Genomic DNA, 13349 nt, shown 5'->3' with positions numbered 1-13349 from the left:
AAGCTTCGGCTACCGCTTCCACCAGTCCGGATAATCTTCCGGCTCCCTGTCCTCCCGGTGTATCTCGTTGAGCATCCGCTCCTCACCTTCATAGTGGTGGTGGGGATCATCCTGCTCATGCTCCTGCGGCACATCGGGAGCATCGAGCGCCGGCCTTAGCCAATCGAGCAGATCTTCCTGTTCAGCGGGTCGATCCTCCACAAAATCCTGCGCCAGAGACAATTCCCGCTCGTGGTCAGATTGCTCTTGGATGCGGTTCTGCAGGTCTTCGATTCTCGCTTCGGTCTTGCCTAGTTCGAACATGAGACCATATTGGCGGTTGTGGTAGTCGCGTAGCCCTGAAATCGCACGACCAGGATCTTCACCATTGGCTAGGGCGTGCGTCCAGCGCTCGATATGGTAATCATTGTCCTTGATCTCCTTTTCGAGCGTTCGGGCCTGATCCTGTAAAAAGTCAAGCGCTTCAGGGTCGGTCATGGCGCGATCCGGGTTATCCCGGCCTCCTAGTGGGCATAATGATAAGCTGGTTGGTGCTCAGGCTGGTCTTGAATCTCCGCCACCAGATGGGCTCGTAGTTTCTCTCCCGACGAGACCAGCTTTTGCGCAGCTTCGAAAAAGTAGAGAGCACCCTCCCTCTTAGCCTGGGACATTGTCGGATCTGCCTCAGCTCGGGCTTTGCACTCGGTCCAGAAGGCCAGTTTCTTACGTCGACGGATAAGATCGGTTTCGAGCCACGCCAGTTCCTTGCGCGCAGCATCGCGTTGCTTGTCCGCCATTTCGCGGATTCCCAATACGGAACCAGTGTAAACCTGTGTCATAGCCACATGATGGGACGCGAATTGCCATCTTGCAAGTGCTACCTGTGGCTGCGCTCCGGCTCCTGCCATATTCCCTCGTCTGCAGGGGCAACCGGCTCCTGGGAATCCAGATCCAGCCAGTCCAGATGGTCTTCCCAGCGCTCCAGCGTCTGCAAATCGGCCGGATCATCCGGCAAGGCTGGCTGATCCAGCCAGTCGAGCAGGTCTTCGGGTGCGAGGCGGTAGGCCAGCGCCTCATCCTCAGTCATCTCGCGGCTGTTCTGTGCGTCAACCACGGCCCGCGCGTGGTCGAGATCGGCGTCCGGTCCGGCGCGGTCGACCGGCGCCTCCCGGTGCATGGCATCCAGCATACGCGTTTCGGCGGCATCCAGCTCACGAGGATGGATCGGAGCACCGTCGGGATCCGGTACGGGCAAATCATTCTCAGGTTCCTCGTGCCTCATTGGCTCTCTCTCCTTGCGCGCGTGGGCTCTGCGTGCGCGCCGTTCATCCGGGTCCGGACCGCGATGGTGGTCGGGTGTCTGGTCCAGCCTGCGTTTGGCATGACTGCGGCTATCGATCGTGACCGACACCCCAGCTGCCTTCAATGCGCCGTTGGCAGTCCGCGCCCAGAGCGCTCGTGCTTCGGTCACAAACTGCCGGCCATCGGCACTTCGGATCTTCGGGCCGAAGCCTTCGGGCGTCACCACGCGTGTGGTCATGAGCAGATGGACGTGGGGGTTATGCTGGGTGCCGTCATCATGGATGGCGAGATCGACCACAAACCCTTGCGCCGTGTACGCATCAGCCATGATGCGGGCGACGGCCAGCCAGGCCGTGCGCGGTAGTTCGCGCGGGAGCGCGAATTCCACCTCCTTGGCAAGCCGCGCGTCCTTGCGGATTTCGGCGGCTTCCACCGCATTCCACAACTGGGCACGATCGGCCATCCAGGGTGCTGCGTCAGACGGAAGGCGGATTTCATTGGCGACGACATCACGGCGCCCGCCGAATTCCGAAAGACGTTCCTCGGCGTCATTGGGAAGCGTTTCTCCTGCGCGGTACGCCGCGGCCGCGACAATCGAACGCCCGTCGCCCCGGCTGATGTTCTTCACATTCAGGTGGTAGATGGCCACCAGCCTCTCCTTGGCACGGACGGGGTTCAGGGGTGCCCCCTGACGCACTTGCCGGTTTTCTCCGTGCCGCCCCTTCGCGGCCGGTCAAAAAACCGTGCAACGCATCGCCTCCCTAGCTCAATGCGTACACATTGGGCGATGCGTAGGTGCGCTGTTACGCATTGATACATGGGCGCTTGCATCTTTCAAGATGGCGCAACACTACAGGTTGCTGGAACTCCTTTGGAAAGTCTCCCGATCGCGTGATTAGTGGTTGAGAAGGACGCGCCACTTTGCTAGCAGAGGGAACCACGCGGACGTGGTGAAACTGGTAGACACAAGGGACTTAAACGCAATTTGAGTGCACCGGCGGAAACACCGGCTGTAGAACTGCTCAAAGTCGGGGAACCCTGTTAAATGGCGATCCCGAGCCAAGCCTCGGCAGAGGAAGGTGTAGAGACTAGACGGGCAGCACCTAAGGCGATGCTAGGGTGAAGGTATAGTCCAGACCACAAACGCCGAATGGCGGCGGCGAAAGCCGTAGCTGGTAAGAAAATCCCTCGGCCTTTGGCCTTACGGGTTCGACCCCCGTCGTCCGCACCACCGATCTTTTCTCGCCGTTCTGCGCCAATCTCGATTATGCCAAACGGGCTGCGACAGAATTTTGCTTGTCGGCAGATTGTCTCCGGCTGCAAATGCTACTGAATTATCGGGAGATTTATGCGGCAGCGCAGCGAGTCAGCGCCGAGGAAGGAAGACGGAACGGATATGCACATCTAAGTTACTACATGACATGGATTCCTCGTTGTCGCCTTCCTTAGGTTGAATTAGATTCTTTGTGAGGGAGATCAGAGATTTCATGAAAGAACGTTTCGAGGGCGATCCTGGCCGCCGTTTGCGCGTAGAGGCGCTTGCTGGGCAAAAAATGATACTAGGTAATATGCCCCTTGCTGAGGAGGTGGCGGACGTCTGTGTGATTGAGGAATATCCCACAGGCTCCGAGGTGATTGAGCAGGAAACCGATACTAACGATATTTACTTTATGTTGTCGGGTACGGTTCAAATCATTGTCAACGGACACCCCGTGGCCGTTCGCGGTCCTGGCGATACCGTTGGCGAAATGGCAGCCATCCAACCGACACAAAAGCGTTCGGCCACTGTCGTTGCTCAATCATCAGTAGTCGTGGCTAAACTTAGCGAACAACAGTTTGCCGAGATCGCAAGCCGCCATCCGCAGCTATATCGCGCGATAGCTCAGGAGCTTTCTCGGCGGCTAATAGAGCGCAACAAGCTTGTCAACATCCATCGCGATAAGATCCGCGTGTTTATAATCTCTTCGGTCGAAGGACTTCCGATCGCCCGCGCAATTCAAAGCGCCTTCGAGCATGATCCTTTCACCTGCACCATATGGACGGATGGGGTATTTCGCGTCGCTAGCTACACAATGGACGCATTAGAGGCGGCCGTTGACGATTCCGATTTCGCGATCGCCATCGCACACGCCGACGACGTGACCGCATACCGGGGTCAAGAGTGGCCTTCGCCACGTGATAACGTAATCCTGGAGTTAGGGCTTTTTATGGGGCGTCTCGGTCGTCGTCGCGCCATCCTAATGGAACCACGTGATGAGAAGGTAAGACTGCCCAGCGATATGGCTGGGCTCACAACGATCCCATATCGCTTTGAACCCGGGCAAGATGTGGCAGCAAAGCTAGCTCCAGCCTGCAACAAACTGCGCGACCATATTCTGGAAATGGGACCGAATAACGGATAACCATGGGCCTTCTCAAAGATCTTCAAGACCATTCTGCACAGACGTTCCGTGAGGTTTGGGACACTCGCGATGGTCGCGTCGTGCCCGCGCCGACAGACCTCAAACTTTCAAACGATGCGGTTGAGTTTGAGCGTGCGACCGTCCTCTATGCCGATCTGACGGCTTCGACCAACATGGTCGACACTCTCGGATGGGAAAAAGCTGCCGAGATATACAAGTCGTTTCTGTTTTGCTCCGGAAAGATCATCCGCAACAAGGGCGGCACCATCACATCCTACGATGGCGACCGCGTAATGGGTGTTTTCGTTGGGGATCATCAATCTACGTCGGCAGCAAAGTGTGGGTTGATGATCAATTGGGCTGTGCAGGAAATCATTAATCCAGCGCTGAACAAGCAATATACGGGCAACACATTCACCGTCAGCCAAGTCGTTGGCATCGACACCAGCGAGGTCCGGGCCGCCCGCACCGGAGTGCGCGGCGATAACGATATCGTCTGGGTCGGCCGAGCGGCAAACTACGCGGCTAAGCTGACGGAGATAAAGCAAGCGGAGCGGACTTGGATCACCAAAGACGTCTATGACCGGATGGCTGAGGAAGCAAAAATAGGGGGAAATCCTAAGCAAGATATGTGGAAGAGATATAAATGGTCAGAGCACGACGGCTCAACCATTTATGGGTCAACTTGGCGGTGGTCGTTCGACTAGCCTTCTCTTAGGTATAGCAATCATCCCCGGTGCACATTCCGCTTCTCATGCTCAGCAATCTGCTTCTTCGACTTCACCTTACGCCGCACGTTCACGGCGGCGGCGCTGATGCTCGTCGCAATGTGTGAAGCGTAGTATTTCTCGATCATCTCGACGCTGGTGCGGCAGTTCTTGGCCACCTGATAAATGTCGGCACCCTCCATCAGCCGCAGGCAGATGTAGGTATGACGGAGGCTATAGGCCGTGCGGCGATTGCCCTCACGGTCGAACTTCAAGCCTTCCTCCTCCAGAATATTGTTGAACATCTCCGTGTGGCTGTCCTCGAAGATCAGCGCATCCGGCTTCGGGTCGTTTCGCTTGAGGAGACGCTCGAACGGATGCACTGCGCTGGGCATGCTCTTGCAATAGCCCACGCCGCGCTTGCCGCGCACCTGGATCAGGAGAATGGTCTCCTTGGTTTCTTCGTCCTCGACGATTTCAACATCCCGATATTGAAGCCGCTTGGCCTCATCCGGCCGCAAGCCGGTATTGGCCATGAACAGTACGTAATCGTGCAACTGCTGCGCATTCCACTCGAAGCGCTTGCCTTGGTGCTCTTCGGCGCGTTTCCGGGTCGCCGTATAGAGCTGCTTGTACTCGGCGGCAGAGAACCACGCCCGGTGCGAGATCTTCTCCGCCGACTTGTACGGAGTCGACAGATCCGGCAAGTGGGTGAGCCAACCGTGGCGGATGGCCGTCTTGAGAACCTGCCGGAGCACCACGATTTCCTGATGCAGGGTGTTCTTGGCGGGCAGCTTCTTGACCGGCTTGCCGTCGGGATCGTTTGCCGGCGTCACCTCGGGTGCCGTGGTGTACCGCATCACCCGATACTCCTGCACCTTGCCGGTCGTCACCTCCGACAAGCCAAGCTCGCCGAAGAACGGCGTCAGATAAAGGCGTAACCGGCGCTCGTTGCCGCCAACGTAGGTGCGGTTGCGGGTGCCGCCGGTCACCACGTCATATTCTTCAAGATAGCGCTTTGCGGCCTCCTTGAAGGTTTTCTCGTCCTTCAGCCCGCCACCTTTCTCCTTGGCCTTCATCCGGAAGAACCAGTCCTCCGCGAATTCCTTCGCAAGGGCAAGGCTGTCCTCGCGGGTACTCGTCCGCCAGTTCTTGCCGTTGATGCGGGTCGAGCACTGCCACAGCTTGCTGTTCTCACGGCGGTAGACCAGAACCTTGCCGCCCAAAATCTCATGACTGGCCATGCTTCAATTCCATCCTTGCGTTCCGAAAAGTGTGATTCAGACTGTGTATGGAATGTGTACGCCGAAATGGCGGATATTTTATGGCGGTATAAATTCTAAATAGCTGATTTTATGCGATTAAATTCGACTTCGTGAACCCGTGCAGCCAAAGGCCGAGGGATTTTAAGTCCCTTGCGTCTACCAGTTTCGCCACGTCCGCGTGCTTTTTCCCTTCAAGCACTTGAGCGATTCAGTCAAGGAAATGTTTTTCAAGGCAAGCCAAGTTATGTGCCTGCCGCGCACGGATTTATGTCCTGCGAGGCCACAGCGGCTCCTGAAGAGGCCGGATAGGCTCAGGCGAAGCCCGCCTGCGCCGACGGATCGGTGTTGGGGCGGGCCTCTGACCATCATCATGATGGCTGTGTCATATTGGACGCAGGGGAAGCTTTGCTGTCAACTCGCAGATTTTGGGAATTCCGCTGTCAGAGACATAAATAGTTAATTGCGGGTAAGCGGCGGCAATATCGCTGCGACAGATCCGAAAGAACCACAAACAGGCTTTCTTTGCTCATGTTTCCTGTGTCATAGCGGGTGCTTATTGAAGAAGGACGGATAAGCCGTGGACAAACAGACTGTTCTCGAAGCAACCGAGGCCATGCGTGGCCTTTTTCCCGCAACGCCGCTACAGCTGAACGAGCACCTTTCCGCCCGCTATGGTGCCGATATTTGGCTGAAGCGTGAAGATCTGACGCCGGTGCGTTCCTACAAGATCCGTGGCGCCTTCAACTTCTTCCGCAAGGTGATTGCAAAGGGCGGCACGGGAAAGACCTTCGTCTGCGCATCCGCCGGTAATCATGCCCAGGGCTTTGCTTTCGTCTGCCGCCATTTCGGCGTGCCAGGCGTGGTCTACATGCCGGTTACCACGCCGCAGCAGAAGATCGACAAAACCCGCATCTTCGGCGGCGAGTTCATCACGATAAAGCTCTTCGGCGATTTTTTCGATCAATGCTATCAGGCAGCCCGCGAGCATGTTGAGAGCATCGATGGCGTGATGGTGCCGCCCTTCGATCATGCCGACATCATCGAAGGGCAGGCGACCGTTGCAGCCGAAATCGTCGAACAATTGCCTGATGGCGTCGTTGCCGACCGCATCCTGCTGCCCGTCGGCGGCGGCGGTCTCGCAGCAGGGATCACCGGCTATTTTGCCGACACGGTTGCCCGCGACGCCTTCACCTTCGCCGAGCCGGCCGGTGCACCGAGCCTGCGCCGCAGCATCGAGGCAGGGCATGTCGTTGCGCTGACCAAGGTGGATAATTTCGTCGATGGCGCTGCCGTCGGCCGGATCGGCGATCTGAACTTCGCCGCGCTTAAGGATTTTTCGGCGGGGCAGGTCCACCTCATCGAGGAAAACGCCATCTGCGTCACGATCACCGATATGCTGAACGTCGAAGGCGTAGTGCTGGAGCCGGCCGGGGCGCTGGCGATCACGGCGCTCGAAAAGCTCGATCGAGACAGCATTCGCGGCAAGACCGTCGTTGCCGTCGTTTCCGGCGGCAATTTCGATTTCGAGCGCCTGCCTGACGTCAAGGAACGCGCCATGCGCTATGCCGGGCTGAAGAAATACTTCATTCTGCGTCTGGCGCAACGCCCCGGCGCGCTTCGCGATTTCTTGAACATGCTCGGCCCTGAGGATGACATCTCACGCTTCGAATATCTGAAGAAGAGCGCCCGCAATTTCGGCTCCATCCTGATTGGCATCGAGACGAAGAATCCGGATAATTTCAAACAGCTTATCGCCAATTTCGAAAGCTCCGGCATGGGCTACGAGGACATCACTGAAAACGAGATCCTGGCAAACCTGATCATTTGACTTTGCGAGCCTACAACCTTCATGCTAAAGGCGATCCATGGCTTCGTTCTTTTCAAATATCATCTCGATCTTCACCGGTGGTCCGGCACAGCCGGGCGCTGAGAAATCTGGCGGCTCTACGGTCAGCGCAGAGCCGCAGGTTCATGCCGGCTGCACGATCCATGCGACCCCGCAGCGCGAGGGTAACCAATTCCGCCTCATGGGCCGGATCGAGAAGGACGTGAACGGCGAGATTCTGGTGCGTACTTTCATCCGTGCCGATGTCTTCACCTCCTCGGACGATGCCGTGGAATCGACCTTCCGCAAGGCACAGCAGATCATCGACCAGAACGGCCCCTCGCTGTTCGGCGACGGCGAAAAGGTTCGCCAGGTCTGATCGGTATCGGGTTTCTGTCATACCCGTATGATCGCCGGGCCGCCTCCCGCAATGGCTATGGCGGCCCATGATACTCATTCAAATCGCTTGCTGATTGGATTTTCGCTCAGGCTCAAGCCGCGCGAAACATCTTGGCGCCGGATGGAGCGTTGATGGCGCCGCCGTCGACGGTGATTTCGATGGCCGTGACGTTGGCGGAATCATCCGAGGCGAAATAGAGCGCAGCCTTGGCGATTTCGTCTGCCTCGCTCATGCGGCCAAGCGGGGTCATATTGCCATAGCGGGTCTGCAGCGCGTCCAAAGCTTCCGGCGTGGCGGCGCGTGGATCCCAGATCGGCGTCTTGGTTGCGCCAGGCGTGACCTGGTTGACGCGGATGCCGCGCGGTGCAAGTTCAGACGCGAGATTGCGCGTCATGGCGCGAACGGCACCCTTGGTGCCGGCATAGGCCGAAGCGCCGGGGATGCCGAGGACGGCATGGACCGAGCCATTGAGGATTACCGAGCCGCCGTCGTTCAGGTGCGGCAAAGCCGCTTGCACCGTGAAGAAGACGCCGGTGAAATTGATGCGCACGATGGTTTCGAACTGCTCAAGCGTGGTCTTGCCGAGTGGGGTTTCTCCGGCAATTCCGGCGTTGGCGAAGACGATATCGAATTTTCCAAGCTTTTCGGCGGCCTCGGCAAATGCCTTCTCCATGGCCGGGATGTCGGTCGTGTCGGCCTGCAATGCCAGAATGCCGCTACCGAGTTCTTCAGCAACTGCAGCCAGTGTTTTCGCGTTGCGGCCTGTTATGGCGACCTTGGCGCCTTCGGCGAGGAAGAGGCGGGCTGTGGCAAGCCCGATACCGCTGTTTCCGCCGGTGATGACAGCAACCTTGTTCTTGAGACGCATGTTCGTAGCTCCTGTTGGCTTTCGTTATGATCTGGATTATGATCGCTATCTATAAGGATTACGATCGTAATCCATTTTGTCAAGCCGGGCACGAAGGGATTTTCGATGGGCCGCTCGCAACTGGAAAAGCAGAAGACGCACGAACGCATCGTCACGCTCGCTGCCAAGCGTCTGCGTGAAGAAGGATTGGAAGGAATTGGCGTCGCCGATCTGATGAAGGAGGCTGGTCTGACAGTCGGCGGCTTCTACAAGCATTTCGGCTCCCGCGACGAACTTGTGGCGGAAGCCATGGAATCGGCAATCGGATCGTGGCGGCGGCAACAGGAGAAGCAGGGAATTGCTCCCGAAAGCATATCGCTGAACGACTATGTCGACGGCTACCTTAGCGAACGTCACCGGGATCATTGCGGCGAGGGCTGTGCCTATGCAGCGCTGACGGCGGATATGGCGCGCAGCAGCGATGCGGTTCGCGCAGTCGCGACCGAAGGCTTGCGAATGAATTTCGAGACCATGACGACACGTATGCCGGAGCCTGAGACCGCAGAAGCCAGGCGCAGGGCGATTATCGCCTCCTGTCTTATGACCGGCGCGCTCGGCCTTGCGCGCGTGGCGAACGACGAGGCGCTTTCGAACGAAATTCTGGAGACGGTGAAGCAGTTCGTGAAAGTACTGCCACAGGCTAAATAGCAAAGCGGCCGGTTGGAGCCGGCCGCCTGTTATTGTCGGAATAATGCTGTCGATTAAGCGGCGAGGGCCAGCTCGGAAGCGCGGGCCTGAGCGGCGCCGATAGCCTTCTCGGCAGCTTCCGGACCAAAGGCGACGCCTTCCACATAGACGGTCTCGACATCGGTGATGCCGATGAAGGCCAGAACCGACTTCAGGTAGGGAACAGCGTGGTTCAGCGGAGCAGCCGGGCCTTCGGAGTAGACGCCGCCGGAGGCGAGCACGATATAGGCCTTCTTGCCGGTTGCGAGACCCTTCGGGCCGGTTTCGGTGTAGGTGAAGGTACGGCCGGCGCGAGCGACGTTGTCGATCCAGGTCTTAAGCGACGAATAGATGTTGAAGTTGATGAGGCCGGTGCCGATGACGACCGTGTCGGCTGCGAGCAGCTCGTCAACCAGCGCGTCGGAAACCTTGACGAGTTCTTGCTGTTCGGGAGTGCGGGCGTCGGCCGGCGTGCGGATAGCGGCCGTGAAGGGGCCGTCGATGTGCGGCAGGTTGTCGGCTGCGAGGTCGCGCGTGACGAGCGTCTTGCCCGGATTATTGGCCTTGATCTTCTCCGCAAGCTCGACGGCGATCTTGGTGGAGAGCGAGTCCGGGCGCGGGCTGGAAGTCAGAAGCAGAATGGAGGACATATCCGTTTTCCTTTTCAATGGGTTGCGAAAATCGGCTGGGAGAGTCCGATCTCGTTCGGGTTAATAGATAAGTCCTCAGTGCTATCGAGAAAAACTGTGATAATATGGATTGTAATTATCGATAGAATGGATGGCCGATGCTTCCCAATCCCACCCTTGACCAGCTGCAGGTGTTCCTGACCGTTGCAGAGTCCGGCAGCTTTTCCGCGGCTTCGCGCGTTCTCAATCGTGCGCAATCGGTCATCAGCTACACGATCGCCAATCTGGAGGCCCAGCTGGAAATGCCGCTGTTCGAGCGTTCCGGCTCTCGTCAGCCGAAGTTGACGGATGAGGGCAGGGTGATGCTGGAGGATGCGCGCCGGATCCTCGCCGATCTTCAGGTGATGCGCGCCAGGGTGAAGGGTCTGAAAACCGGGCTTGAGGCGGAGGTGGCTGTCGCCATCAGCGTCATGGTCCCTGTGCACGCCACCGTCGAGGTGCTGCGCGAATTCCGCGATCGCTTTCCCTATGTGTCGCTGCGGCTCGATACGGGCGAGCTCGGCACGATGATGGAGCTGGTCAATAGTGGCAAGTCGACCATCGGTATCGGCGGCGCTGTCGTCAAACAGGATGATGCGCTGGTCATCGAGCGCATCGGCCACTCCTTCATGATGCCGGTCGCAGCACCCACGCATCCGCTGGCGCAGCTCGGAAGGCCGCTGACGCTGGCGGATGTGCGCGAAGAGGTTCAGCTTGTCGTCACCGATGCTTCAAGCCTCACCAGCGGCAAGGATTTCAATGTCCTGTCCTACAAGACCTGGCGCGTCAGCGATATCGCCACCAAGCATCAGCTGGTCAGAGGTGGTCTGGGCTGGGGCGGCTTGCCGGCATCTTTCATCATGGAAGATCTGCAGAAAGGCCGGCTCGTGCCGCTGCCTCTCGATGCCTACGATCAAAGCGAATATCCAATCTATGCCATCCGCAAGCTCGATAATCCGCCCGGACCGGCTGCAGCGTGGATGATCGAAGCCTTCCGTTCACGCCTGTCGCACTGCCCGAACCAGGCGGATTTCAAGGCGGCGGTCGAGATGTTTAATCCTGAAGAAAAGCGCTTGGCCGCTGAGTGAAAGTCCTCTCCTCGCTCAAGCAATTCCAGGAAAAGTGCATAGCGGTTTTCCGTCCGGAATTGCGTAAAAATAAGGTGAGAGAGCGGTCCAGAATTTCCGTGAAAAACTGAACCGCTCTTAAGGAGAGGGCCTTTCGTTGCGGGCTTAGAGCACCAGCCGGTAGTTGCGGAAGCCATCCGCACCTTCGCCGGCGTCTTCGATCTTCACGCTCTTGATCTGACCGAGGAAATCCTTGGCCTTCGGTGAGCTCTGGAAGACGACGGTCGTGCCCGGCAGCGGCTTGAAGGTCCAGTTGCCGTCGGCGGTCGGATTGATCGTGCCCTGTTCGTGAACATAGCGCACGATGACGTCACGGTTGGTATCGGGCGCCTGGTAGATCACCTTGTCGGCGCCGATTTCCGGGAAGTTGCCGCCGCCGCCAGCGCGGTAGTTATTGGTGACGACGACGAATTTCTGCGCAGGGTCGATCGGCTTGCCGTTGAACTGCAGGTTCTGGATACGGTTCGAATCGGCATTCGCGACCTTGCCGTCATCGCTGAAGCGGCGCGGCTGCGAGACGTCGATCTGGTACGTCACGCCGTCGATGACGTCGAAATTGTAGGACGGGAAGCTGTTGTTGATGATATCCGCATCCTTGGCGCCAGGCTTGACCTGATTGAACATCGCGGCCGACATTTCCAGCCAGTTCTTGACCTGCGCGCCGTTGATGACGACAGCCTGCACTGTGTTCGGATAGAGATAGAGGTCGGCGACGTTCTTGATCGCGATATCGCCGGCCGGAACGTCCGTATAGTAGTCGGCGCCGTTGCGGCCGCCGCATTTGAAGGGGGCTGCAGCCGAAAGAACCGGTAGGTCCTTATACTGCGTCTCCTTCAGCATCTGCTTGATGTACCAGACCTGCGCCTGGCTGACGATCTGCACCGACGGATCGTCAGCGACCAGCGCGAAGTAGGAATAGAGCGGCGCCGAGGTCTTGCCGACAGGCGTGCGGACGTAGGTCAGCGTTGCTTCGTGCTCGGCCTTGGCGGCTTCGACGACTTCCTTCTTGTCGGCGACATCAGCGATGACCTTCTTCTTGTCGTCGCGATGGTAGATCGGCCGCGCTTCGGAGGTGAAGTCGACAATCTTCCAGCCCTTGCCGTCCTTTTCCAGCAAGAGGTCGATGAGGCCGAGATGCGAGCCCCAGAAGCCGGCCATGACGGCGGGCTTGCCGTGCAGCGTGCCCTTGACCGGATCGGCATCCTTGACGCCGTCCCAGGTCTTCGGGCCGGGGAAGACGAGATGCTGGTGGCCGGTGAAGACGGCATCGATGCCATCGACCGACGCAACATAGAGCGAGGCGTTTTCCATCTTCTCGCTCGGGCCGCTGCCGTCGATGCCGGAATGCGAGAGTGCGATGATGATGTCGGCGCCTTCGGCCTTCATGACCGGCACCCAGGCCTTGGCAGCCTGAACGATATCGCGGGTCTGCGCCTTGCCTTCGAGGTTCTTGATGTCCCAGAGCATGATCTGCGGCGGCACGAAGCCGATGAAGCCGATCTTGATCGGGCTTTCATTGCCGGCGCCATCTTTGATCTTCTTTTCGAGGATCAGATACGGCTTGAAGAACAGGTCGTCCTTCGTCGGGTCGGAGGCGAGCTGGCCCTTGGTCAGGTTGGCGCAGACGAATGGGAAGTTCGCACCGGCCAGCACCTTGAACATGAAGTCGAGGCCATAATTGAATTCGTGGTTGCCGAGCGTTCCCACAGAGTAGCCGAGCGTGTTCATCGCCTTGATGACCGGGTGGACGTCGCCGTCCTTCATGCCGTGCTGATAGGCCATGTAGTCGCCCATCGGGTTGCCCTGCAGCACGTCGCCATTGTCGATGAGGAGCGAGTTGGTGGCTTCTGCGCGGATATTGTCGATGATCGTTGCCGTGCGCGTCAGGCCCATCGTGTCGTTCGGCTTGTCGGCATAATAGTCATAAGGGAAGACGTTGACATGGATGTCGGTCGTTTCCATGAGGCGCAGATGCGCCTGGTTGCCGGCTGCGCGCGCGGCGAAAGGATGCAGCACGATCAGCGCCGCCGTGGCGCTGAGGCCTTGCAGCAGGGAACGGCGCGACATGCTGGGCAGATCCAGAATGGAAGACATGGAACAC

The 13349-nt window shown here is 58.4% G+C and carries 13 protein-coding genes; 6 read left to right on the top strand and 7 right to left on the bottom strand.

All coding sequences use genetic code 11. The features are described from left to right. Positions 1-9: 9 nt before the first annotated feature. The 3 genes from QD461_RS14920 to QD461_RS14910 all read right to left on the bottom strand — a co-directional run bounded on the left by QD461_RS14920 (position 10) and on the right by QD461_RS14910 (position 1930). Positions 10-477, bottom strand: a complete 468-nt coding sequence (locus tag QD461_RS14920; protein WP_414088436.1) for a hypothetical protein — start codon at positions 475-477, stop codon at positions 10-12. Positions 478-503: 26 nt separating this feature from the next. Beyond that, positions 504-776 carry a hypothetical protein gene (locus QD461_RS14915; RefSeq protein ID WP_414088435.1) on the bottom strand — a complete coding sequence of 91 codons (273 nt, stop codon included), beginning with the start codon at positions 774-776 and terminating at the stop codon, positions 504-506. 80 nt (positions 777-856) lie between these two features. Continuing rightward, the gene (locus tag QD461_RS14910) at positions 857-1930 is read right to left on the bottom strand and encodes a MobA/MobL family protein (protein ID WP_414088434.1); all 1074 of its coding nucleotides are present in this window, start codon (positions 1928-1930) and stop codon (positions 857-859) included. An 838-nt stretch (positions 1931-2768) separates the two neighbouring features. Between QD461_RS14910 and QD461_RS14905 the strand changes: the two genes are divergently transcribed. Continuing rightward, positions 2769-3683, top strand: coding sequence for a TIR domain-containing protein (locus QD461_RS14905; protein WP_414088433.1), 915 nt, complete (start codon positions 2769-2771; stop codon positions 3681-3683). Between the two features lie 2 nt (positions 3684-3685). After that, positions 3686-4390 carry an adenylate/guanylate cyclase domain-containing protein gene (locus tag QD461_RS14900; protein ID WP_414088432.1) on the top strand — a complete coding sequence of 235 codons (705 nt, stop codon included), beginning with the start codon at positions 3686-3688 and terminating at the stop codon, positions 4388-4390. A gap of 20 nt (positions 4391-4410) precedes the next feature. On the opposite strand, the gene QD461_RS14895 is transcribed toward QD461_RS14900, so the two are convergent. Continuing rightward, positions 4411-5634 carry a tyrosine-type recombinase/integrase gene (locus QD461_RS14895; protein ID WP_414088431.1) on the bottom strand — a complete coding sequence of 408 codons (1224 nt, stop codon included), beginning with the start codon at positions 5632-5634 and terminating at the stop codon, positions 4411-4413. Positions 5635-6232: 598 nt separating this feature from the next. Between QD461_RS14895 and ilvA the strand changes: the two genes are divergently transcribed. Both ilvA and QD461_RS14885 read left to right on the top strand, forming a co-directional pair. Continuing rightward, complete coding sequence (gene ilvA / locus QD461_RS14890; RefSeq protein ID WP_414088430.1) at positions 6233-7483, top strand: threonine ammonia-lyase; 1251 nt, start codon at positions 6233-6235, stop codon at positions 7481-7483. Between the two features lie 37 nt (positions 7484-7520). After that, entirely contained in the window at positions 7521-7859 is a 339-nt protein-coding gene (locus tag QD461_RS14885) for an HlyU family transcriptional regulator (RefSeq protein WP_414088429.1), read from the top strand. A gap of 112 nt (positions 7860-7971) precedes the next feature. Here QD461_RS14885 and QD461_RS14880 read toward each other — a convergent pair whose 3' ends face one another. Beyond that, positions 7972-8748, bottom strand: coding sequence for an SDR family NAD(P)-dependent oxidoreductase (locus tag QD461_RS14880; protein ID WP_414088428.1), 777 nt, complete (start codon positions 8746-8748; stop codon positions 7972-7974). A 105-nt stretch (positions 8749-8853) separates the two neighbouring features. On the opposite strand from QD461_RS14880, the gene QD461_RS14875 reads away from it, so the two are divergent. Continuing rightward, positions 8854-9435: a TetR/AcrR family transcriptional regulator gene (locus QD461_RS14875; RefSeq protein WP_414088427.1), complete on the top strand. Its 582-nt coding sequence runs from the start codon at positions 8854-8856 to the stop codon at positions 9433-9435. A 53-nt stretch (positions 9436-9488) separates the two neighbouring features. Here QD461_RS14875 and QD461_RS14870 read toward each other — a convergent pair whose 3' ends face one another. Further along, a complete protein-coding gene (locus QD461_RS14870; protein ID WP_414088426.1) occupies positions 9489-10103 on the bottom strand; it encodes an FMN-dependent NADH-azoreductase in 615 nt (204 codons plus the stop codon). Between the two features lie 137 nt (positions 10104-10240). Here QD461_RS14870 and QD461_RS14865 point away from each other — a divergent pair, with 137 nt between their 5' ends. Then, entirely contained in the window at positions 10241-11209 is a 969-nt protein-coding gene (locus QD461_RS14865) for a LysR family transcriptional regulator (RefSeq protein ID WP_414088425.1), read from the top strand. A 144-nt stretch (positions 11210-11353) separates the two neighbouring features. Here QD461_RS14865 and QD461_RS14860 read toward each other — a convergent pair whose 3' ends face one another. After that, on the bottom strand, positions 11354-13342 hold the full coding sequence (locus QD461_RS14860; RefSeq protein ID WP_414088424.1) for a bifunctional 2',3'-cyclic-nucleotide 2'-phosphodiesterase/3'-nucleotidase: 1989 nt from the start codon (positions 13340-13342) through the stop codon (positions 11354-11356). Positions 13343-13349 lie beyond the last annotated feature (7 nt).

This window comes from Rhizobium sp. BR 314, from assembly GCF_047445805.1.
In the GTDB taxonomy this organism is placed as follows: Bacteria; Pseudomonadota; Alphaproteobacteria; order Rhizobiales; family Rhizobiaceae; genus Rhizobium; species Rhizobium lusitanum_B.
The sequence above is the reverse complement of the archived record's forward strand: the minus strand, read 5'-3'. Positions and strand labels throughout refer to the sequence as shown.